Annotated in this window: 14 protein-coding genes and 2 pseudogenes; 12 read left to right on the top strand and 4 right to left on the bottom strand. The window is 67.5% G+C overall.

Features of this window, described 5'->3' with window-relative positions; all coding sequences use genetic code 11:
* Window positions 1-5: 5 nt before the first annotated feature.
* On the bottom strand, window positions 6-527 hold the full coding sequence (locus Q8O96_RS29830; protein ID WP_060839786.1) for a MarR family winged helix-turn-helix transcriptional regulator: 522 nt from the start codon (window positions 525-527) through the stop codon (window positions 6-8).
* Between the two features lie 207 nt (window positions 528-734).
* On the opposite strand from Q8O96_RS29830, the gene Q8O96_RS29825 reads away from it, so the two are divergent.
* The 6 genes and pseudogenes from Q8O96_RS29825 to Q8O96_RS29800 all read left to right on the top strand — a co-directional run.
* Window positions 735-1,565: a p-hydroxycinnamoyl CoA hydratase/lyase gene (locus Q8O96_RS29825; RefSeq protein WP_010567568.1), complete on the top strand. Its 831-nt coding sequence runs from the start codon at window positions 735-737 to the stop codon at window positions 1,563-1,565.
* Window positions 1,566-1,670: 105 nt separating this feature from the next.
* On the top strand, window positions 1,671-3,119 hold the full coding sequence (locus tag Q8O96_RS29820; RefSeq protein ID WP_305949989.1) for an aldehyde dehydrogenase: 1,449 nt from the start codon (window positions 1,671-1,673) through the stop codon (window positions 3,117-3,119).
* Window positions 3,120-3,345: 226 nt separating this feature from the next.
* Window positions 3,346-5,229 carry a feruloyl-CoA synthase gene (locus tag Q8O96_RS29815; protein ID WP_305949988.1) on the top strand — a complete coding sequence of 628 codons (1,884 nt, stop codon included), beginning with the start codon at window positions 3,346-3,348 and terminating at the stop codon, window positions 5,227-5,229.
* A pseudogene (locus tag Q8O96_RS29810) lies at window positions 5,226-6,468 on the top strand (acetyl-CoA C-acyltransferase). Before Q8O96_RS29815 ends, Q8O96_RS29810 begins: the two are co-directional and overlap by 4 nt.
* Window positions 6,469-6,527: 59 nt before the next feature.
* Complete coding sequence (locus tag Q8O96_RS29805; RefSeq protein WP_305949987.1) at window positions 6,528-8,282, top strand: acyl-CoA dehydrogenase; 1,755 nt, start codon at window positions 6,528-6,530, stop codon at window positions 8,280-8,282.
* Window positions 8,283-8,800: 518 nt separating this feature from the next.
* Window positions 8,801-10,106 (top strand): annotated as a pseudogene (locus Q8O96_RS29800) (MFS transporter); the annotation flags it as partial.
* A gap of 53 nt (window positions 10,107-10,159) precedes the next feature.
* Here Q8O96_RS29800 and Q8O96_RS29795 read toward each other — a convergent pair.
* The gene (locus Q8O96_RS29795; RefSeq protein ID WP_060839780.1) at window positions 10,160-11,056 is read right to left on the bottom strand and encodes a LysR family transcriptional regulator; all 897 of its coding nucleotides are present in this window, start codon (window positions 11,054-11,056) and stop codon (window positions 10,160-10,162) included.
* 116 nt (window positions 11,057-11,172) lie between these two features.
* On the opposite strand from Q8O96_RS29795, the gene mdlC reads away from it, so the two are divergent.
* The 6 genes from mdlC to Q8O96_RS29765 all read left to right on the top strand — a co-directional run bounded on the left by mdlC (window position 11,173) and on the right by Q8O96_RS29765 (window position 19,147).
* On the top strand, window positions 11,173-12,759 hold the full coding sequence (gene mdlC / locus Q8O96_RS29790) for a benzoylformate decarboxylase (RefSeq protein ID WP_305949985.1): 1,587 nt from the start codon (window positions 11,173-11,175) through the stop codon (window positions 12,757-12,759).
* Window positions 12,760-12,841: 82 nt separating this feature from the next.
* Window positions 12,842-14,233, top strand: coding sequence for an MFS transporter (locus Q8O96_RS29785; RefSeq protein WP_207816606.1), 1,392 nt, complete (start codon window positions 12,842-12,844; stop codon window positions 14,231-14,233).
* 38 nt (window positions 14,234-14,271) lie between these two features.
* The gene (locus Q8O96_RS29780) at window positions 14,272-15,195 is read left to right on the top strand and encodes a ketopantoate reductase family protein (RefSeq protein ID WP_305949984.1); all 924 of its coding nucleotides are present in this window, start codon (window positions 14,272-14,274) and stop codon (window positions 15,193-15,195) included.
* Window positions 15,196-15,348: 153 nt separating this feature from the next.
* On the top strand, window positions 15,349-16,824 hold the full coding sequence (locus Q8O96_RS29775) for an aldehyde dehydrogenase family protein (protein WP_305949983.1): 1,476 nt from the start codon (window positions 15,349-15,351) through the stop codon (window positions 16,822-16,824).
* Window positions 16,825-16,944: 120 nt separating this feature from the next.
* Window positions 16,945-18,201 (top strand): OprD family porin, encoded by a 1,257-nt coding sequence (locus Q8O96_RS29770; protein ID WP_060839775.1) that lies wholly within the window; start codon window positions 16,945-16,947, stop codon window positions 18,199-18,201.
* Window positions 18,202-18,433: 232 nt separating this feature from the next.
* Window positions 18,434-19,147 carry a GntR family transcriptional regulator gene (locus Q8O96_RS29765; protein WP_060839774.1) on the top strand — a complete coding sequence of 238 codons (714 nt, stop codon included), beginning with the start codon at window positions 18,434-18,436 and terminating at the stop codon, window positions 19,145-19,147.
* Between the two features lie 177 nt (window positions 19,148-19,324).
* Here the strand turns inward: Q8O96_RS29765 and Q8O96_RS29760 are convergent, their stop codons facing one another.
* The gene (locus Q8O96_RS29760) at window positions 19,325-20,275 is read right to left on the bottom strand and encodes a PDR/VanB family oxidoreductase (RefSeq protein WP_305949982.1); all 951 of its coding nucleotides are present in this window, start codon (window positions 20,273-20,275) and stop codon (window positions 19,325-19,327) included.
* 59 nt (window positions 20,276-20,334) lie between these two features.
* A complete protein-coding gene (locus tag Q8O96_RS29755) occupies window positions 20,335-21,393 on the bottom strand; it encodes an aromatic ring-hydroxylating dioxygenase subunit alpha (RefSeq protein WP_102863131.1) in 1,059 nt (352 codons plus the stop codon).
* Window positions 21,394-21,492 lie beyond the last annotated feature (99 nt).

The following is a 21,492-nucleotide window of genomic DNA, read 5'->3' as shown; positions in this document are numbered from 1 at the left end:
CCGCCTCAGCGTGCCGGCCCTGTGCCGGCACCTTGGCTTTGGTCCTGGTAAACCTTCTTCAGCAGGCGCAGCAGTTCTTCGCGTTCCTCGCCACTCAAGGCCGAGGTGGCGTCGACGTCGCTTTGCGCGGCGATCTGCTTGAGCTCCTTGAGCAGGGTTTCGCCGGTCTTGCTGAGGAAGATCCCGTAGGAGCGCTTGTCCGGCTTGCAGCGCACCCGTACCGCCAGCGCGCGGCTTTCCAGTTTGTTGAGCAGGGGCACCACTTGCGGCGGCTCGATGGCCAGGGCGCGAGCCAGGTCGGCCTGCATCAGCCCCGGGTTGCTGTCGATGATCGCCAGGGCCGAGAACTGCGCGGGCCGCAGGTCGTGGACCGAGAGCCGGCCGATCAGGTTCTGGAACAGCTTGAGCTGGGCGCGACGCATGGCGTAGCCAATCAGTTCGTCCAGGGCCGAATCCAGCGGCGCCTGGACCTCGGCGTTGGCGGGTGGGGCCTCGCGCGGGTCGGCGAGGGGAGCGGGCTTGGCCATGACAAAAACATCCTGGGTCGGTTAACAAGGCTATCCAGTTTGCCGGGGTCGGCCGCTGATAGCTACGTTTGCCTGTGTTGGCAGGCGTTGCAGAAGGATTTTTCCGCGGTGAAGAAAAATGGTTAATCAAATTAATAGTTAATTGACATAACTATTTTTGCGGTTTAATTTCGACCCATCTTCAAGCCAGAACAAGAGAGCATCGCCATGAGCAACTACGAAGGTCGCTGGACAACGGTCAAGGTCGAAATCGAAGAGGGCATTGCCTGGGTCATCCTCAATCGCCCGGAAAAACGCAACGCCATGAGCCCGACCCTGAACCGGGAAATGATCGACGTGCTGGAAACCCTGGAGCAGGACCCGGCCGCCGGCGTGTTGGTGCTGACTGGCGCCGGTGAAGCCTGGACCGCTGGCATGGACCTCAAGGAGTACTTTCGCGAGGTGGATGCCGGGCCGGAGATCCTTCAGGAAAAAATCCGTCGCGAAGCCTCCCAGTGGCAGTGGAAACTGTTGCGCATGTACGCCAAGCCGACCATCGCCATGGTCAACGGCTGGTGCTTCGGTGGCGGCTTCAGCCCGCTGGTGGCCTGCGACCTGGCGATCTGCGCCGATGAGGCGACCTTCGGCCTCTCGGAAATCAACTGGGGCATCCCGCCGGGCAACCTGGTGAGCAAGGCCATGGCCGACACCGTGGGTCATCGCCAGTCGCTGTACTACATCATGACCGGCAAGACCTTTGGCGGGCAGAAAGCCGCCGAGATGGGCCTGGTCAATGAAAGCGTGCCCCTGGCGCAATTGCGTGAAGTCACCATTGAACTGGCGCGCAATCTGCTGGAGAAAAACCCGGTGGTGCTGCGTGCCGCCAAGCACGGCTTCAAGCGTTGCCGCGAGCTGACCTGGGAGCAGAACGAAGACTACCTGTACGCCAAGCTCGATCAGTCGCGCCTTTTGGACACCGAAGGCGGCCGCGAGCAGGGCATGAAGCAGTTTCTTGACGACAAGAGCATCAAGCCCGGCCTGCAGGCGTATAAACGCTGAGCCCGGCCGGCGAACGGCGGGCCCATCCCGCCGTTCGCCATGCCCCTGGCCTTACTGTTACACCGCTGCGCTGCATTCCCGACAAAGACAACAAGAGGAATCACCATGCTGGACGTGCCCCTGCTGATCGGTGGCCAGTCGCGCCCCGCCGGCGACGGTCGAACCTTCGAACGCCGCAACCCGGTGACCGGCGCGGTGGTATCGCGCGTGGCCGCCGCGACCCTGGACGATGCCGACGCCGCCGTGGCCGCGGCCCAGGCCGCATTCCCCGCCTGGGCGGCCCTGGCCCCCAACGAACGCCGCAGCCGCCTGCTCAGGGCCGCCGAGCAATTGCAGGCCCGCAGCGAGGAATTCATCGCCGCCGCCGGCGAGACCGGGGCCATGGCCAACTGGTACGCCTTCAACGTGCGCCTGGCGGCCAGCATGCTGCGTGAAGCGGCGTCGATGACCACCCAGATCAACGGCGAAGTCATTCCCTCGGATGTCCCCGGCAGTTTCGCCATGGCCCTGCGCCAACCCTGTGGCGTGGTGCTGGGCATCGCCCCGTGGAACGCCCCGGTGATTCTCGCCACCCGGGCCATCGCCATGCCCCTGGCCTGTGGCAACAGCGTGGTGCTCAAGGCTTCCGAACTGAGCCCGGCGGTGCATCGCCTGATCGGCCAGGTGCTGCAGGACGCCGGCCTGGGCGATGGCGTGGTCAACGTCATCAGCAATGCCCCGGCCGATGCCGCGGCGATTGTCGAGCGGCTGATCGCCAACCCGGCGGTGCGCCGGGTCAACTTCACCGGTTCGACCCATGTCGGGCGGATTGTCGGCGAGCTTGCGGCGCGCCACCTCAAGCCGGCCTTGCTGGAGCTGGGCGGCAAGGCACCGCTGCTGGTGCTGGACGATGCCGACCTGGATGCAGCTGTCGCGGCCGCGGCGTTTGGCGCCTACTTCAACCAGGGGCAGATCTGCATGTCCACCGAGCGCCTGATCGTCGATGCCAAGGTGGCCGATGCCTTCGTCGCCAAGCTGGCGGCCAAGGTCGAGAGCCTGCGCGCCGGCGACCCGGCGGCCGCAGATTCGGTGCTCGGTTCGCTGGTGGATGCCAGCGCCGGCACGCGTATCCGGGCACTGATCGACGATGCCCTGGAGCAGGGCGCGCGGCTGGTGGTCGGCGGGCAACTGGACGGCAGCATTCTGCAGCCGACCCTGCTCGACGGCGTCACCGCATCGATGCGCTTGTACCGCGAGGAGTCCTTCGGACCGGTGGCGGTGCTGCTGCGCGGCAGCGGCGATGAAGAGTTGCTGCGTCTGGCCAACGACTCCGAGTTCGGCCTGTCGGCGGCGATTTTCAGCCGCGACACCGGGCGGGCCCTGGCCCTGGCGCAACGGGTCGAGTCGGGTATCTGCCACATCAACGGGCCCACCGTGCACGACGAGGCGCAGATGCCGTTTGGCGGCGTCAAGTCCAGCGGCTACGGCAGTTTTGGCGGCAAGGCCTCGATCGAACACTTCACCCAATTGCGCTGGGTCACCTTGCAGAACGGCCCGCGGCACTACCCGATCTGATCCGTCGCCACGGGCGCGGTGCCCTCTGAACCGGCTTTCGATCTGGCGAACAACGCTTTTTAACGCCGCGTCAGCCAAGCGCAGCAGATCGCAAGCAGGTTCTTGAGCACGCGGCCCGTGTGCAGGCAGGGCATAACAATAACAAGGCCGCAGCCCCCGGCTGCCACGCTTGCCAGCCGTCGCCCTGCGTGCGCGGCGCAGGCGTGCCTTGATGGAGGACATGTACGTGAGTTGCCAATTCAGAGCGCCATCCCCACCCGCGGCCGAGCCGCCGCGTTACCGCCAGGTGTCCATCGGCCGGCCGGCGGTTGCTGTCAGTGAAGAGCAGGGCGTGTTGCACATGCGCTCCCTGGAACCCCTGGCGCCCTTGCCGCAGCGCTTGCTCGATCGCCTGCTGCACTGGGCCCGGGTGCGCCCCGAGCAGACCTTCATTGCCGCCCGCGAGGCCGGCGGCGACTGGCGCCGGGTCAGCTATGGGCAGATGCTCGACAGCGTGCGCGCCATCGCCCAGGGCCTGCTCGGCTACGGCTTGTCCGCCGACAAGCCGCTGGCGCTGCTTTCGGGCAATGACATCGAACACCTGCAACTGGCCCTGGGCGCGATGTACGCCGGGATTCCCTATTGCCCGGTGTCGCCGGCCTATTCGCTGTTGTCCCAGGACTTTGCCAAGCTGCGCCACGTCTGCGACCTGTTGCAGCCGGGGCTGGTGTTTGTCAGCGATGCTGGCGCCTACCAGCGGGCCATCGACGCGGTGCTGCCCCCCGAGACGCCGCTGATCTGCGTGCGTGGCCAGGTGCCGGGGCGACGCCAGGCGAGCTTCGCCAGTCTGCTGGCCGAGCCCGGTGGGGCCGAGGCCGATGCGGCCTTTGCCGCCACCGGGCCGGACAGTATCGCCAAGTTTCTCTTCACCTCGGGCTCGACCAAGCTGCCCAAGGCGGTGATCACCACCCAGCGCATGCTCTGCGCCAACCAGCAGATGCTGTTGCAGACCTTCCCGGTGTTCGGCGAAGAGCCGCCGGTGCTGGTGGACTGGCTGCCCTGGAACCACACCTTCGGTGGTAGCCATAACGTCGGCATCGTGCTCTACAACGGCGGCAGTTTTTATCTGGACGACGGCAAGCCCACGGCCCAGGGCTTTGCCGAGACCTTGCGCAACCTCAAGGAGATTTCCCCCACCGCCTACCTGACCGTGCCCAAGGGTTGGGAGGAGCTGGTCAACGCCCTGGAGCAGGACGCCGAGCTGCGCGAGTGTTTTTTCAAGCGCATGAGCCTGTTTTTCTTCGCCGCCGCCGGGCTGTCGCAAAGTGTCTGGGACCGTCTCGACCGGGTCGCCGAGCAGCATTGCGGCGAACGCATCCGCATGATGGCCGGGCTCGGCATGACCGAGGCCGCGCCGTCCTGCACCTTCACCACCGGGCCGCTGTCGATGGCCGGTTACATCGGCCTGCCGGCGCCGGGGTGCGAGGTGCGCCTGGTGCCGGTGGACGGCAAGCTCGAGGGGCGCTTTCGCGGGCCGCACATCATGCCCGGCTACTGGCGCGCGGCGCAGCAGACCGCCGAAGTGTTCGACGCTCAGGGCTTCTATTGCTCGGGGGATGCGCTCAAGCTCGCCGACCCCCAGGACCCGCAGCTGGGGCTGATGTTCGACGGGCGCATCGCCGAGGATTTCAAGTTGTCGTCCGGGGTCTTTGTCAGCGTCGGCCCGCTGCGCAATCGCGCGGTGCTCGAAGGCTCGCCCTATGTCCAGGACCTGGTGGTGGCCGCCCCGGACCGCGAGTGCCTGGGGGCCCTGGTGTTCCCGCGCCTGTATGAATGCCGGCGGCTGGCGGCGCTGGGCGCCGAGGCCAGCGATGCCCAGGTGCTGGCCAGCGTGCCGGTGCGCCAGTGGTTCGGCGACTGGTTGCAGCGCCTGAACCGCGAGGCCAGCGGCAACGCCAGCCGCCTGGAGTGGATCGCCCTGCAGGTGGAGCCGGCGTCCATCGACCGCGGGGAAATCACCGACAAGGGCTCGATCAACCAGCGCGCGGTGTTGCAGTGGCGCGCCGAGCAGGTCGAGGACCTGTATCGCGGCCGCGAACCGTCTATCCTGCGCGCCGAGCCCAAGCCATGAACGGCGCCGGGCAGTACAGCGAGTTTGCCGATGTGGCGATCCTTGAGGCGTTGCGCACGCCCTGGGTCGACCTTGGCGGGGACCTGGCGGAGATCTCGCCGATCGATCTGGGGATCAAGGTCGGCCGCGAGGTACTGCAGCGCGCCGGCATCGATGCCCGGGCGGTGGACAGCGTGCTGGCCGGCTCCATGGCCCAGGCCAGTTTCGACGCCTACCTGCTGCCCCGGCACATCGGCCTGTACAGCGGCGTCGGGCAAGCGGTGCCGGCCCTGGGGGGTGCAGCGCATCTGCGCCACCGGTTTCGAGCTGTTGCGCCAGGCGGCCGAGCAGCTGCGGGGCGAGGTGCAACTGGCGTTGTGCGTGGCCAGTGAATCGATGTCGCGCAACCCGATTGCCGCCTACACCCATCGCGGCGGCTTTCGCCTGGGGGCGGCGGTGCAGTTCAAGGACTTCTTATGGGAGGCGCTGTACGACCCGGCGCCGGGGCTGGACATGATTGCCACCGCCGACAACCTGGCGCGGCGTTATGGCCTGACCCGCGAAGCCGTGGACGGCTATGCCTGCGCCAGCCATCAGCGGGCCCTGGCGGCGCAGCAGGCGGGCTGGTTCGCGCCGGAAATCGTCGCCGTGAGCCAGCAGGCCTTCGAGCTCGACGGCTATCGACCGCGCGGCATTCGCCTGCCACGGGGTGTCGAGACGGTCAGCCGGGACAGTCATCCGCGCCCTGGTGAGCTGTCTGCCCTGGCGCGCTTGCGGACGATCCACGAGGGCGGGGTGCAGACCGCCGGCAACAGTTGCGCGGTGGTCGATGGCGCGGCGGCGGCCCTGGTTGGGCGGGCGTCGGCCTGCAGCACGACGCCCCTGGCGCTGTTGCTGGGCAGTGCGGTGGTCGGGGTGGCGCCGGAGTGCATGGGCATCGGTCCGGCCCCGGCGATCCGCCTGCTCCTGCAGCGCAGCGGCCTGGGCCTGGAGCAGATCGGTCGCCTTGAAATCAACGAGGCTCAGGCGGCCCAGGTACTGGCCGTGGCCCGGGAGCTGGAGCTGGACAGTGACCGCCTGAATGCCCGGGGCGGCTCCCTGGCCCTGGGTCACCCCCTGGCCGCCAGCGGCCTGCGCCTGGTGCTGACCCTGGCCCGGCAACTGCGCGAGCACAACCTGCGCTACGGGATCGCCGCCGCCTGCGTGGGAGGCGGCCAGGGCATGGCGCTGCTGATCGAAAACCTGGCCTGGCGCGGCTGAGCCCGACCGGCCCGCCGCCCCTGGCGGGTCATTCTATTTCTACTCGATGAGGTGTCCCCATGTGGAGCTACCAGGCGCCGCTGCGCGATATGCAATTTGTCCTTGAGCACTGGCTGGAGGCCCCCGAGGCGTGGCGTCGGAGCCCGGCGTTCGAGGCGCTGGACCTGCCCCTGGCGCTGCAGGTGCTGGAGCAGGCCGGGCGTTTCAGCCAGGACGTGCTGGCGCCGCTGAACGCCAGCGGCGATCGCCAGGGCTGCCGGTGGGCGGACGGGCAGGTCAGCACCCCGCAGGGGTTTGCCGAGGCCTACCGGGCCTATGTCGAGGGCGGCTGGCCGGCCCTGGCTTGCGCCGAAGCCCTGGGTGGCCAGGGCCTGCCGCAACTGCTGGACGCGGCGCTGCAAGAGATGCTCTACGCCAGCAACCACGCCTGGGCCATGTACACCGGCATTGCCCACGGCGCCTACCTGTGCCTCAAGACCCACGGCGCGCCCTGGCTCCAGGAGCGCTACCTGCCGGGGATCATCAGCGGCGCAAGCCTGCCCACCATGTGCCTGACCGAGCCCCAGGCCGGCAGTGATGTCGGCCTGTTGCGCTGTCGCGCCGAGCCCCAGGCCGACGGCAGCTATCGCCTCAGCGGCAGCAAGCTGTTCATTTCCGGCGGCGAACATGACCTCACCGACAACATCCTGCACCTGGTGCTGGCCCGGCTGCCGGGCGCGCCGGAGGGCAGCCGCGGGATCTCGCTGTTCCTGGTGCCCAAGCGCCTGGAGCGGGGCCAGGGCAACGGCGTGCGCTGCGACGGCATCGAACACAAGATGGGGATCAAGGGCAGCGCCACCTGTTCCCTGGTGTTCGAGGCGGCCCAGGGCTGGCTGGTGGGCGAGGCCCATCGCGGCCTGGCGGCGATGTTCGTGATGATGAATTCGGCGCGCCTGCACGTGGGCCTGCAAGGCCTGGGGCATGTCGAAGCGGCGTGGCAGAACGCCCGTGACTACGCCGGCGAACGCCAGCAGATGCGTGCGCCCTTGCGCCCCGCCGGGGTTGCTGCCCAGGCCGCCGACCCGATTCGCTACCACCCGGCCATGCGCCGCGTGCTGCTGGAATTGCGCGCCACCAGCGAAGGCCTGCGGGCCATCGGCTACTGGGCCGCGCACTTGCTGGATCAGGCCGAGCATCACCCTGAACCCCCGGTCCGGCGCCAGGCCGATCAGCTGGCGCAACTGCTGACGCCGATCATCAAGGCGTTCTTTACCGAGCAGGGCTTTCGTCAGGCCAGCAACGCCTTGCAGGTCTTCGGCGGCTACGGCTACGTCGCCGAGTTCGCCATCGAGCAGACCCTGCGCGACAGCCGCATCGCCATGATCTACGAAGGCAGCAACGAGATTCAGGCCAACGACCTGCTGTTGCGCAAGGTGCTGGGGGATGGCGGGCAGGGCTTCGCGCTGTTGCTTGAGCAATTGCGCGATGAGGCCGGGCACAGCGCCCAGGTGCCCGAGTGCGCGGGGTTCGCCCGGTCGTTGGCGGATCTGGCCGAGGCGTTGCAGGCACTGGTGGCCCAGGTGCAGCAGTGGGCGCTGGAGGATGCCGAGTACCCGTATCGCGCGGCCGGGGATTTTCTGGCGTTGTGTGGCCTGAGCCTGCTGGCGCTGGCCTGGACCCGGGCGGCACGGGTGTCGCGCAGGCTGCCCGAGGGCGACCCGCTGCGTGGGGCCAAGCTGGAGACGGCGGGGTTCTTTTTCAGCTACCTGTTGCCTCAGGTCGAACAGCGGATGACGGCGGTACGCAGCGCCCGGGCAGGGTTGGCGTTTATCTGAGGTGATGTGGGTTATTGGATCCAATCAAGGAGGAGGCAAACCTTGTGGCGAGGGAGCTTGCTCCCGCTGGGGTGCGCAGCGCCCCCATCGCTGGCCGGCGAGCGTTTCCAGGCCTACCGCACCCGCAGGCTGTGCGATGGCTGTGCCATCGAACGGGAGCAAGCCCACTCGCCACATGCTTGGTTGGCCGATAATCGCCCGCTAATCCCGGCGCCGTGTCGGGCACCTAAGCGTTTGATCCTTATGGAAATTGACCCCGTCCATGGCTGGCAAAGGGGTTTTTGAGCAGCCTTTTCAGCCCGCTTATCCCTTGCTAATGGATCCATTAAGCGCTTTATTGGCGACCTGGCGATGGCAGGAGCCCTCCTGACCGTCCGCAATAAAAACAACAAAAAGGGTTTCGTCATGAATGTCTTTTCGACGGCGTGCAGCCACCTGGCTGGCGCGCGCTGGCTGTCTGTGTGCACAGGTTCGCTGGGTGTTGCGCTTCGGCTCGTGGCCGAACGGCAGGTGCGGCCATGAACGGTGATCTCAAGCAACGGCTCGATCAGGGGCCGATGGGTGCGTTCCAGTGCCTGGCGATCGGTATCTGCATCGTCCTCAACATGATCGACGGCTTCGATGTGCTGGTGATGGCCTTCACCGCCGCCTCGGTGTCCGCCGAGTGGCAACTCAACGGCGCGCAGATCGGCCTGCTGCTCAGCGCCGGGTTGTTCGGCATGGCCGGCGGTTCGCTGTTTATCGCGCCCTGGGCCGATCGCTTCGGGCGCCGGCCGCTGATTCTGGGGTGCCTGTTGCTGTCCGGTATCGGCATGCTGCTTTCGGCCACCAGCCAGAGTCCGTTGCAACTGGCGTTGTTGCGCGGCCTGACCGGCTTGGGCATCGGCGGCATCCTGGCCAGCAGCAACGTGATCGCCGCCGAATACGCCAGCCGCCGCTGGCGGGGGCTGGCGGTGAGCCTGCAATCCACCGGCTATGCCCTGGGGGCGACCCTGGGCGGCTTGCTGGCGGTGTGGCTGCTGAGCCATTGGGGCTGGCGCTCGGTGTTTGTGTTTGGCGGCGTCGTCACCTTGCTGGTGATCCCCCTGGTGCTGCTCTGGCTCCCCGAATCCCTGGACTTTCTCCTGGCCCGGCGCCCGGCCGATGCGTTGCCGCGGGTCAATCGCCTGGCCCAGCGCCTGGGGCACCTGACGCTGGCGCGGCTGCCCGCGGCGGCGCTGCGCGAGGAGGGCGCCGGCAGCGGCTTCGGCCAGCTGTTCGCCGGGCCGATGCGGCGCACCACGCTGCTGATCTGGCTGCTGTTTTTCCTGGTGATGTTCGGCTTCTACTTCGTCATGAGCTGGACCCCGAAACTGCTGGTGGCGGCCGGGCTTTCGGCGCAGCAGGGGATCACCGGCGGGGTGCTGCTGAGTGTCGGCGGGATCTTCGGCGCGGCGCTGATCGGCGGCTTGTCTTCGCGCTGGCCGCTGACCCGGGTGCTGTCGCTGTTCATGCTGGTGACCGCCGGGCTCCTGGTGCTGTTTGTCGGCAGCGCCTCGTCGATTGCCGCGGCCCTGGGCCTGGGGCTGCTGATCGGGCTGTTCGCCAACGGCTGCGTGGCCGGGCTGTATGCCTTGTCGCCGGTGGTCTACGACGCTTCGGTGCGGGCTACCGGAGTGGGCTGGGGGATCGGCATCGGGCGCATCGGCGCGATTGTCTCGCCGACGGTGGCCGGGGTGCTGCTGGATGCCGGCTGGCAGCCGCTGCACCTGTACGGGGTGTTTGCCGTGGTCTTCGTGCTGGCGGCGGCTTGCCTGTTGCTGCTGCGCCCGGCGGCGCCGCAGGCGCAAGCGGCCCTGGCCTAGCCTGCGCAACCGGATGCGCCCGCGGGCGCCGCTTCAAGCCTGGCCGTCGATGATCGCCGCGGCCACGGTCTGGCGGAACCAGGTCAGGGCGGCGGAGCTGTCGCTGTTGGGGTGCCAGTGTAGGGACACGTCGAACTCCCCCACCGGGAACGGCAGCTCCAGTTGCCGCAGGCCGCCTTCGAGGGTGAACAGGCGGGCGATCTGCGCCGGCAGCACCGCCAGCAGGTCGGTGCCGGGCAGGACCTTGGGCAGTACCGAGAAGTGCGGCACCTGCAGGCTGATGCGGCGCGTGGCGTTCATTTGCTTGAGCACGTCCTCGACGCTGCCGTGGCCGGTGGTGCGGGTCACGGCGATGTGCCGTTCGGCGAGGAACTGTTCCAGGCTCAGGTGTTCGCCGATGCGCGGGTGGCGGTCGCTGAGCAGGCACACGTAGCGCTCGCGGATCAGTACCTGGCTGCGGGTACCGGTCAGGGGCTTGCGGCAGATCAGCGCGTCGACCTTGGCACTACCGAGCCATTCCCCGGCCTGGTCCACCTGCAGCGGCAGGACCTCGACTTCGGCCTCCGGGGCCTGCTGGTTCAGGCGCGCCAGGATCAGCGGCAGAAAGCCCATTTCGCCGAGGTCGGAGAGGGCGATGCGAAAGCGGCGCTCGGTGGTCGCCGGGTCGAAGTGCCGGGTGCTGTGCACGGTGTTTTCGATCCGCGTCAGGGATTCGCGCAGGGGCGGGTACAGCTCATCGGCCAGTTGGCTGGGCTGGATGCCGTCGCGGCTGCGGCTGAATAGGCCGTCGTCGAACAGGTCCCGCAGCCGCGCCAGGGCGTAGCTGACCGAGGGCTGGGTGACGAACAGGCGCTCGGCGGCCAGAGTCACGCTGCGGGCTTCGTAGAGGGTGACGAAGGTGCGGATCAGGTTCAGATCGATGTGGCTCATGCTGCCTCATGGATATAGATGGGTCTTATTTTCAATAGAAATAGTATCGATTTGATCAATTTCATCGCGGCTGCAAGAGTAACTCAAATTCTAAAAAAGCAGCGGCAAAGGTCCCTATGAAAACCGTCCATAGCGCTTCCTACGACATCCTCCGGCAACACGGTCTGACCACGGTGTTCGGTAACCCGGGTTCCAACGAGTTGCCCTTTCTCAAGGGCTTTCCCGAAGACTTCCGCTACATCCTCGGCCTGCACGAAGGCGCGGTGGTCGGCATGGCCGACGGCTTCGCCCTGGCCAGCGGCCAGCCTGCGTTCGTCAACCTGCATGCGGCGGCCGGCACCGGCAACGGCATGGGCGCGCTGACCAATGCCTGGTACTCCCACAGCCCGCTGGTGATCACCGCCGGCCAGCAAGTGCGCTCGATGATCGGCGTCGAAGCCATGCTGGCCAATGTCGATGCCGCGCAGTTGCCCAAGCCCCTGGTCAAGTGGAGCCATGAACCGGCTTGCGCCGAGGATGTGCCCCGGGCCCTGAGCCAGGCCATCCACATGGCCAACCAGGCGCCCAAGGGCCCGGTGTACCTGTCGATTCCCTACGACGACTGGGGCCGCGCCGCGCCGGCCGGGGTCGAGCACCTGGCCCGGCGCCAGGTGGCCACGGCCGGGCTGCCTTCGGCGGCGCAATTGCGCCAGCTGGTGCAGCGTCTGGTGGCGGCGCGCAACCCGGTGCTGGTGCTGGGGCCGGATGTGGACGGCAGCCAGAGCAACCACCTGGCGGTGCAACTGGCGGAAAGACTCGGCATGCCGGCCTGGGTCGCGCCGTCCGCGTCCCGCTGCCCGTTCCCGACCCGCCACCCGAGCTTTCGCGGGGTGCTGCCGGCGGCCATCGCCGGCATCAGCCGCTGTCTGGCGGAGCATGACCTGATCCTGGTGGTGGGCGCCCCGGTGTTCCGTTACCACCAGTTCGCCCCGGGGGACTACCTGCCCGAGGGTTGCGAGCTGCTGCACATCACTTGCGACCCCGGCGAAGCGGCACGCTCGCCCATGGGCGATGCGCTGGTAGGGGACATTGCCGAGACCCTGCAGGCCCTGGTCTGGGCGCTGCCGGAGTGCGACCGGCCGCAGCCGCCAGCCTTGCCGGCACCGGCGCCGGTCGAGGAAACCGGCGGCCTGCTGCGCCCGGAAACCGTGTTCGACGTGATCAACGAGCTGGCGCCCAGGGATGCGATCTACGTCAAGGAATCCACCTCCACCGTCGGTGCCTTCTGGCAGCGAGTGGAGATGCGCGAGCCCGGCAGTTACTACTTTCCGGCGGCTGGCGGCCTGGGCTTCGGCTTGCCGGCAGCGGTGGGGGTGCAACTGGCCCGGCCCGAGCGGCGGGTGATCGGGATCATCGGCGACGGTTCGGCCAATTACGGCATCACCGCGCTGTGGACCGCCGCCCAGTACCAGATCCCGGTGGTGTTCATCATTCTCAAGAACGGCACCTACGGCGCCCTGCGCTGGTTCGCCGATGTGCTGCAGGTCAGCGATGCGCCGGGGCTGGACGTGCCGGGCCTGGACTTCTGCGCCATCGGCCGCGGCTACGGCGTGCACGCGGTGCAGGCCAACACCCGCGAGGCGTTTGCCGAGGCGTTTGCCGCGGCCCTGGCGGGCCAGCGCCCGGTACTGATCGAGGTGCCGACCCTGACCATCGAACCCTGAAGACAGCCTTGTCGCCGGGCCCGGTGCCCGGCCTTGCCCACCGCAGCTTGCGGACTCACCAGAAGAATAAAAAGAGGTGGATATGAACACGACTTCGGTCACAGCAGCGATAGACGATGCGCCCCAGTCGGCGCGTTGCGCTCCCTCCCATGCCGACATCGGCACCTTGCTCGACCAGGGCCCCTTCACCGGCATGCAGAAGCTGGTGGTGCTGTTGGCGGCGCTGTCCATCGTCATGGACGGCTTCGACGGTCAACTGATCGGTTTTGCCATTCCGCTGATGATCAAGGAATGGGGCATCACCCGCGAGGCGTTCGCCCCGGCGGTGGCCGCCGGGCTGATCGGCATGGGCATCGGCAGTGCCTGTGCCGGACTGTTCGCCGATCGTTTCGGCCGGCGCATGGCGGTCATCGCCAGCGTGTTCGTGTTTGGCGCGGCCACCTGCGCCATTGGCCTGGCGCCCAATGCGCTGGCGGTGGCGGTCCTGCGCTTCATCGCCGGCCTGGGCATCGGTGGCGCGCTGCCCAGCGCGACCACGGTGACGGCGGAGTTCACCCCGGCGCGGCGGCGCACCCTGGCGGTGACCGCGACCATCGTCTGCGTGCCCCTGGGCGGGATGCTGGCGGGGCTGTTCGCGTCCCATGTGTTGCCGCTGTATGGCTGGCGCACGCTGTTCTTCATTGGTGGCAGCCTGCCCATGGTGCTCGCCCTGCTGTTGCTGGTGACCCTGCCGGAGTCGCCGCGCTTTCTGGCACGCCGACCGCAGCGCTGGGGGGAGTTGAGCGCGTTGCTGGGGCGCATGGGCCGGCCCATGGCCGCAGGGGTGAGCTACAGCGATGCCCTGGAGCAGAAGAGCGAGAAGCAGGGCGGTTTCCGCAGTCTGTTCGACCGGGGCTACGGGCGCGACACCCTGGCCCTCTGGGTGGCCTTCTTCATGTGCCTGACCGCGGTCTACAGCGCCTTCAGCTGGCTGCCGACCATGCTCCTGGCCGAAGGCCTGGAGCTGTCGGTGGCCGGTTCCGGGTTGACCGCCTACAACCTCGGCGGGGTCATCGGCGCGCTGGTCTGTGCGGTGGCCATCACCCGCTGGGGCTCGTTCTGGCCGTTGCTGATCTGCTGTGCCGGCGGCGCGGCCAGCGCCTTTGCCTTGCAGGGGGTGGATATCCATCAGCACACCGGCTTGCTGATCTTCGGCTTCGGCGTGCACGGCCTGTTCGTCAACGCGGTGCAGTCCACCATGTATGCGCTGTGTGCCTTTATCTACCCCACCGGAGTGCGCGCCACCGGCACCGCCTCGGCCCTGGCCTTCGGGCGCCTGGGGGCGATCCTCAGTGCCTTCGCCGGGGCCCTGGTGATCACCCGGGGCGGCGCCCAGGGCTACCTGACACTGCTGGGCGCGGTGATGCTCATGGCGCTGATCGCGCTGCTGATCGTGCGCCGGCACATTCCCCGGCGCCTGCCGGGCCAGTCATGAACGTGGCCCTTGAAAGGCTCATTCCATCAGGAGGTTCGATGAACATCACCATTCTCGGCGCGGGCGCCATGGGTTCGCTGTTTGGCGGCCTGCTGGCCGAAAGCGGGCAGCAGGTGACGCTGCTGGACATCAACGACGCGCATCTGGCGGCCATCCAGCGTGACGGCCTGTTGCTGGCCACCGACCACGGCGAGCGGCGCATCCGGGGCTTGAACGCCTGCCGCCCGGAACAGGCCAGCGGGCACCCGGACCTGTTGCTGGTCTTCACCAAGACCCTGCACACCGACAGTGCCTTACGCAGCGTTGCCAGGCATATCACCCGGCACACCCGGGTGCTGACCCTGCAGAACGGCCTGGGCAACGCCGAAGCGGTGTCGCGGCATGTGGCCGCGCAGCAGGTGCTGATCGGCATGACCAACTGGCCCGCCGACCTGCTCGGGCCGGGGCAGGTGCATTCCCATGGCCAGGGCATGGTCCGGGTGCTGGCCCTCGACGAAGGTGAGCGCCAGGCCAGCGCTGAAGTGGCGGCGGTACTGGACGCGGCCGGGCTGAGCTGCGCGGTGGACCCCGAGGTGTGGACGTCGATCTGGGAGAAGGTCGCCTTCAATGCGGCGCTGAACAGCCTGTGCGCGGCCACCGGCTGCACCGTCGGCCAGTTGGACGCGGCGCCGGAAGGCGTGGCGCTGGCCCGGGCCATCGTCATGGAGGTGGTGGCCGTGGCCGGCGCCCAGGGGATAGTGCTGGATGCCCAGCGCTGCCTGGACAGCGTGGCCTTTGCCATGGCCAACCACCGCACCCACAAGCCCTCGATGCTGCAGGACGTGCTGGCCGGGCGGCCCACGGAGATCGGCGCGATCAACGGCCAGGTAGTGGCCCGGGCGCGGCAGGCGGGGGTGGCGGTGCCCCACACCGAAACCCTGCTCGGCCTGCTGCGGCTGATCGAGCAACGCGCCGCCTTGTAGGCGCCGGCTTGCCGGCGAAGAGGACCTTGGGTCTTGTGTGTTTCTTGCGGGCGTCTTCGCTGGCAAGCCAGCTCCTGCACCAGCCCGCCCCATACAAGCCGGGTTTTGGGTGACACATCGGTTTATGAATGCTGTTTCTTGAGGAGATTGTTCATGAGTGAATCCAACGCGGCCTATCGCGATCTGCATCTGCAACCCATCGCCGGGCAGTGGCGCGCCGGTGCCGCTGGCAAGCCCCTGGCGGTGACCAACCCCTACGATGGCGCGCTGTTGCTGGAAGTGGCTCAGGCCAACCGCAGCGACCTGGATGCGGCCTATGCCAAGGCCGCCCAGGTGCAGCCGCAATGGGCGGCCCTGGGCCCGTCGCAGCGTGCGGCGGTGCTGCACCGGGCGGTGGCGATCTTCGACCGGCGCCAGGAGGAAATCGTCGACTGGATCATCCGCGAATCCGGCAGTACGCGGATCAAGGCCCTGGCCGAGTGGGGCGCGGCGCGGGCCATTACCCTGGAGTCGGCGTCGTTCCCGGCGCGGGTCCATGGGCGGATTGTCGAGTCCGATGTGCCGGGCAAGGAAAGCCGGGTGTACCGCAGCGCCCTGGGGGTGGTGGGGGTGATCAGCCCGTGGAACTTTCCGCTGCACCTGACCCAGCGTTCCATCGCTCCGGCCCTGGCCCTGGGCAACGCGGTGGTGGTCAAGCCGGCCAGCGATACCCCGGTGTGCGGCGGCCTGCTGCTGGCGAGGATCTTCGAGGAAGCGGGGCTGCCCGCCGGGGTGTTCAGCGTGGTGGTGGGGGCCGGCAGCGAGATTGGCGATGCCTTTGTCGAGCACCCGGTGCCGGCGCTGATCACCTTTACCGGCTCGACCCCGGTGGGGCGCGGTATCGGCCGCATCGCCAGTGGTGGCGAGCATCTCAAGCACGTGGCCCTGGAGCTGGGGGGCAACAGCCCGTTCGTGGTGCTCGACGATGCCGACCTGGAGCAGGCGGTGAACGCCGCGGTGTTCGGCAAGTTCCTGCACCAGGGGCAGATCTGCATGGCGATCAACCGGATCATCGTCGATGAGCGGCTTTACGAGGCCTTTGCCCAGCGTTTCGTGGCCCGGGTCAAGCAACTCAAGGTGGGGGATCCGCAATCGCTGGAGACGGTGATCGGCCCGGTGATCAATGCCCGCCAGTTGCAGGGCCTGCAGGACAAGATCGCCCTGGCCCGGGAGCAGGGCGCCGAGCCGCTGTACGAGGGCGGGGTGAACGGTAATCTGCTGGCGCCCCATGTCTACGGCGAGGTGCGGGCTGACATGGACCTGGCGCGCAATGAGATCTTCGGCCCGCTGGTGGGGCTGCTGCGCGCTCGGGATGAAGCCCATGCCCTGGAGCTGGCCAATGCCAGCGAGTTCGGCCTGTCCAGCGCGGTGTTCACCCGCAGCCTGGAGCGCGGGGTGAACTTCGCCCGCCAGGTGCGCGCGGGCATGACCCACATCAACGATGTGCCGGTGAACGATGAGGCCAACGCGCCGTTCGGTGGCGAGAAGAACTCCGGGCTGGGGCGCTTCAACGGCGACTGGGCGATCGACGAGTTCACCCGCGACCACTGGATCAGCGTGCAACACCGGCCGCGTCAGTATCCCTTCTGACGGGCTGACCTGAACAACCCCGGCCGCCCTGGCCGGGTTTTTGAGCATCCGTGAATGGACGGGCCGTCACGTGCCTGTCGGGGCACGGCTGCGTCCATGAAAAAACGGAGAACAATAATAATGAACACCCGTCATCCGATGCTTTGCCGTTCCCTGGTCGGGGCTTGTCTGTCAGCGGGCCTGTGCGCCCCTTCCTGGGCTGGCGAGGACAGCGGTTTCTTCGAGGGGAGCAAGACCGACCTGCTGCTGCGCAACTACTACTTCAACCGGGATTTTCGCGACCACGACGCGCCCAAGGGGCAGATCGAGGAGTGGGCCCAGGGCTTCATCCTCAAGTTCAGCTCCGGCTACACCCCGGGCACCGTGGGTGTTGGCCTGGATGCCATCGGCCTGTTCGGCCTCAAGCTCGACAGCAGCCGCCGGGTCAGCGGTTCGGAGTTGCTGCCGGTGCACGACGACGGCCGCGCGGCGGACAATTTCGGCCGCGCCGGGGCAGCGTTGAAGGCGCGGATTTCCGCCACCGAGTTCAAGCTCGGCGAACTGCTGCCGGACGTGCCGCTGCTGCGCTATGACGATGGCCGCCTGCTGCCGCAGACCTTTCGCGGGGCCATGCTGGTGTCCCGCGAGATCGACGGCCTGGGCCTGCAGGCCGGGCAGTACCGGGCGGTGAGCCTGCGCAACTCGTCGGACATGCAGGACCTTTCGGCCTGGGCCGCGCCGGGGGTGAAGTCCGATGGCTTCAACTACGTGGGCGCCGACTACCGCTTCAACCAGCAGCGCACCCTGTTCGGCGCCTGGCATTCGCAACTGCAGGACATCTACCGCCAGAGCTATTTCAACCTGCAGCACAAACAGCCGCTGGGCGACTGGGTGCTGGGGGGCAACCTGGGCTACTTCATCGACCGCGACGATGGCAGCGCGCGCATCGGCCGGGTCGACAGCCACACCGCCTATGGCCTGTTTTCCGCCGCGCGGGCCGGGCACACGCTGTACCTGGGGGTGCAGAAGGTCAGCGGCGACAGCCCCTGGATGTCGGTCTATGGCAGCAGCGGCCGGACCCTGGGCAACGACATGTTCAACGGCAATTTCAGCAACGCCGGCGAGCGTTCCTGGCAGCTGCGCTACGACTATGACTTTGCCGCTTCCGGGGTTCCCGGGCTGCTGGCCATGGTGCGTTACGGGCGAGGCGACAACGCCACCACCAAGGCCGGCAAGGACGGCCATGAGTGGGAGCGTGATACCGAGATCGGCTACACCCTGCAGAGCGGCACCTTGAAGAACCTCAGCCTGCGGCTGAACAACGCCACCAATCGGCGCAGCTTCAACAGCGACTTCGACCAGACCCGGCTGATCGTCAGCTACCCCTTGTCACTCTGAAAACCCTGTAGCCGCTGCCGCAGGCTGCGAACGCTCTGGGCGGCACTTCGTCGCAGGAGGCGCGGCGGTTTCGAAGGCGCTGCAGGTTCGGCGGGAGATCGCCAGGCAAGGTCCTGCGGACCTTTGCGCAGCTTCGCGGGCTCAGCAGCGGCTACAGGTATTGTCGGGGGGGCGTGTTGTGGCGGGCCTTGCGTTACTATGGCCGCCCACCTTTTTTAAGGAAGCTGCCCGGATGAGCAAACCCGGTCAAACGGTGCTGGTCGCGCTGCGCAAGATGATCGCCTCGGGCGAGCTGGCGGCAGGCGAGCGCTTGATGGAAGTGCCTACCGCCGAGCGCTTCGGGGTGTCGCGCATGCCGGTGCGCATGGCCTTTCGCACCCTGGAGCAGGAAGGCCTCTTGGTGCGTTTCGGCGGTCGCGGTTTTCAGGTGCGGTCGGTTAGCGCCGAGGACATTGCCGGGGCGGTGGAGGTGCGCGGGGTGCTGGAAGGCCTGGCGGCGCGCCAGACCGCCGAGCGCGGGCTGTCGGCCGAGGGCCGGGCGATTCTCGAACGTTGCCTGGTCGAGGGCGATGCGCTGTTCGACAAGGGTTATGTCAACGAGGAAGACCTGGAGGTCTACCACGACCTCAACATGCGGTTTCACCAGGTGATCGTGGCGGGCAGCGGCAACCCGGCGATCGCCGATGCCCTGGCGCGCAACGACCATCTGCCGTTCGCCTCGGTCACCGCCCTGGCGGTGGATCGCCAGGACATGGCCCGGGAATACCGGCGCTTCAACTACGCCCACATGCAGCATCATTCGGTGTTCGACGCCCTGGTCAATGGCCAGGGCGCGCGGGCCGAAGCGCTGATGCGCGAGCATGCCAACGCCACCTTGCGCTACGCCGAGATCTTCGGCTCGGCCGTGGCCGATGAGCGCATGAAGCTGATCCTGCCCTCGCCGTGAGGCGCAAGGCGCTGTCCGAACCGTTTTGAGACGTAGGTCAGGCAAGGCGAAAACGGTCGAGGAGCGGCCGGGGGCGCGTCCGACTTTACGGGGTGTCAATGAGCATTCCGATCGGACTCGCGCACAAGATCGTTTTCAATGCAGCATCACCGAGTATCGAGGCTTTTCGTGCAACGCCTAGAGATCCAGCACCAGCAATGGGGTCTTGGCGCGGGAACAGCAGGGCGTGAACTGATCGTTGCACGCCTGTTCTTCCTCGGTGAGGAACAGGTCGCGGTGCTCCGGTACCCCCTCCAGCACCCGGGTCAGGCAGGTGCCGCAGATCCCTTGTTCACAGGAAATCGCCACTTCGATGCCCTGGTCCTGCAGCACCTGGACCACGCTGCGATCGGCCGGCACCTGGAACACCTGGCCGCTGCTGGCCAGCTTGACCGCGAAGCTGCCGTCGCTGCCGTGGTCCACGGGCGCGGCGCTGAAGTACTCGCGGTGCAGGCATTGTTCCTTCCAGCCCTGGGCCCTGGCGCTGTCCAGCACGTGTTGCATGAACCCGCCGGGGCCGCAGACGTACAGGTGCAGATCATCCTGCGGCGCGGCCAGGGCGTGCGCGATATCCAGGGCCGTCTCGGGCTGTTCGTCGAAATGCAGGCTGACCCGGTCGGCGAAAGGCGATTGCCGCAGGCGCGGGACAAAGGCCGCGCGCTCGGCGGAACGGGCGCAGTAGTGCAGCTGGAAATCCGCGCCGCCGTGGGCCAGGTGCTCGGCCATGCTGAGGATCGGGGTAATGCCGATGCCGCCGGCGAACAGCAGGCTGCGCCGCGCGCCGGGGGCCAGGGCAAACAGGTTGCGCGGCTGGCTGATGCGCAGGCGCGTGCCCACTTCCAGCTCTTGGTGCAGGCTGCTTGAGCCGCCTCGCGAGGCCGGATCCTTGAGCACCCCGATCACGTAGCGGTGGCGTTCTTCGGGGTGGTTGCACAGTGAATATTGGCGCACCAGGCCGTTGGCCAGATGCACGTCGATATGGGCGCCGGCGCTGAAGGCGGGCAGGGGGCTTGCGTCGGCCGCGGCCAGTTCGAAGCTGCAGATGTCCAGGGCTTCGTTGTGGCGCGCGACCACCAGTACGTCGATCATTGTCGGTCCTCGCCAGTGGCCGCATCCGGGCCGGCTGGCTGTCGGGGGCGGAGAAGGGCTTAACGGCTTGCCGCGATCAGTGCTTCCCGGGGCTCGCGCTCCTGGGCGATCAGGCGTTCCAGTACCCGTCGCGACTGCACGCCGCCGGCGTCGATGTTCAGCTTGAGCAGGCTGCGCTGGGGCTGGGCGAGCAGGTTCTGCTGCTGGCGTTCGAGCATCTCCAGGTCTTCGCTGAAGATCTTGCCCTGGCCTTCGCGGATGCTGGCGGTGAGGGCCTGGTCCTGGGGGTTGAAGTTGCGCGCCATGCCCCAGAAGTACCAGATCGAGGTGTCGCTTTCGGGGGTGATGAAATCCACCACGATGCTCGATGCCTTGAATGCCGCCGGGGCGTCGTAGCCGCCGTGGCCGGCGTGGGCCACGCCGACTTCGATCAGCACATGGCTGGGCGGGCTGAAGCGGCAGATCTGCCAGCGGTCCACCGGCACGTCGTCGGCCAGCTGGTTGCCGCGCAGGGCCATGCGCCAGAACGGCGGCGGCATGACGTTGTGCATATGGCGGGCGGTGACCACCTGATCGCCGTCCACCGTGGTCTGTGGCGGCGCCTCGTCGATCTCCTTCTGGCCGATGCTGGAGGCGTGGACGTAGGTTTCGTGGGTCAGGTCCATCAGGTTGTCGATCATCAGCCGGTAGTCGCACTGGATGTGGAACAACCCGCCGCCATAGGCCCACTGTTCGTTGTCGGCCCATTCCAGGTGATGGATCAGCGCCGGATCGGCCAGGCTCTGGTCGCCGGGCCAGACCCAGATGAAGCCGTAGCGCTCGACCGCGGCGAAGGTCTTGTTGCAGGGGAAGCCGCGTACCCGCTGGCCGGGCATGTCCACGGTCTTGCCGTCGCAGCCCATCACCAGGCCGTGGTAGCCACACACCAGGTTGCCGTTCTCGACATAGCCCAGCGACAGCGGGGCGCCGCGATGGGGGCAGAAATCCTCGACGGCGGCTACCCGGCCCTCGTGGGCGCGGTAGAACACCATTCGTTCGCCGCAGATCTGCCGGCCCAGGGGCTTGCCCTGCAATTCATCGGGGGTGCAGGCAACGTACCAGGCATTCTTGGGGTACATGACGTCTCTCCAGGCGTTTGTTGTTTTTATTTAATGGATCCATTAAAGGGTTCGTGCTCTGGGGGTGTCAAATGAATGCGCGGATTTTCTGTTCGATAA

This window comes from Pseudomonas sp. LPH60, from assembly GCF_030718165.1.
Classification (GTDB): domain Bacteria; phylum Pseudomonadota; class Gammaproteobacteria; order Pseudomonadales; family Pseudomonadaceae; genus Aquipseudomonas; species Aquipseudomonas danubii.
The sequence above is the reverse complement of the archived record's forward strand: the minus strand, read 5'-3'. Positions and strand labels throughout refer to the sequence as shown.

Bases quoted from the DNA above. Each gene is read 5' to 3' on its own strand.
- Q8O96_RS29805 (WP_305949987.1), top strand. From the start codon at position 6,528: ATGTGGAGCTACCAGGCGCCGCTGCGCGATATGCAATTTGTCCTTGAG.
- Q8O96_RS29765 (WP_060839774.1), top strand. From the start codon at position 18,434: ATGAGCAAACCCGGTCAAACGGTGCTGGTCGCGCTGCGCAAGATGATC.
- Q8O96_RS29775 (WP_305949983.1), top strand. From the start codon at position 15,349: ATGAGTGAATCCAACGCGGCCTATCGCGATCTGCATCTGCAACCCATC.
- Q8O96_RS29820 (WP_305949989.1), top strand. From the start codon at position 1,671: ATGCTGGACGTGCCCCTGCTGATCGGTGGCCAGTCGCGCCCCGCCGGC.
- Q8O96_RS29830 (WP_060839786.1), bottom strand. From the start codon at position 527: ATGGCCAAGCCCGCTCCCCTCGCCGACCCGCGCGAGGCCCCACCCGCC.
- Q8O96_RS29785 (WP_207816606.1), top strand. From the start codon at position 12,842: ATGAACACGACTTCGGTCACAGCAGCGATAGACGATGCGCCCCAGTCG.
- mdlC (WP_305949985.1), top strand. From the start codon at position 11,173: ATGAAAACCGTCCATAGCGCTTCCTACGACATCCTCCGGCAACACGGT.
- Q8O96_RS29795 (WP_060839780.1), bottom strand. From the start codon at position 11,056: ATGAGCCACATCGATCTGAACCTGATCCGCACCTTCGTCACCCTCTAC.
- Q8O96_RS29770 (WP_060839775.1), top strand. From the start codon at position 16,945: ATGAACACCCGTCATCCGATGCTTTGCCGTTCCCTGGTCGGGGCTTGT.
- Q8O96_RS29760 (WP_305949982.1), bottom strand. From the start codon at position 20,275: ATGATCGACGTACTGGTGGTCGCGCGCCACAACGAAGCCCTGGACATC.
- Q8O96_RS29755 (WP_102863131.1), bottom strand. From the start codon at position 21,393: ATGTACCCCAAGAATGCCTGGTACGTTGCCTGCACCCCCGATGAATTG.
- Q8O96_RS29825 (WP_010567568.1), top strand. From the start codon at position 735: ATGAGCAACTACGAAGGTCGCTGGACAACGGTCAAGGTCGAAATCGAA.
- Q8O96_RS29780 (WP_305949984.1), top strand. From the start codon at position 14,272: ATGAACATCACCATTCTCGGCGCGGGCGCCATGGGTTCGCTGTTTGGC.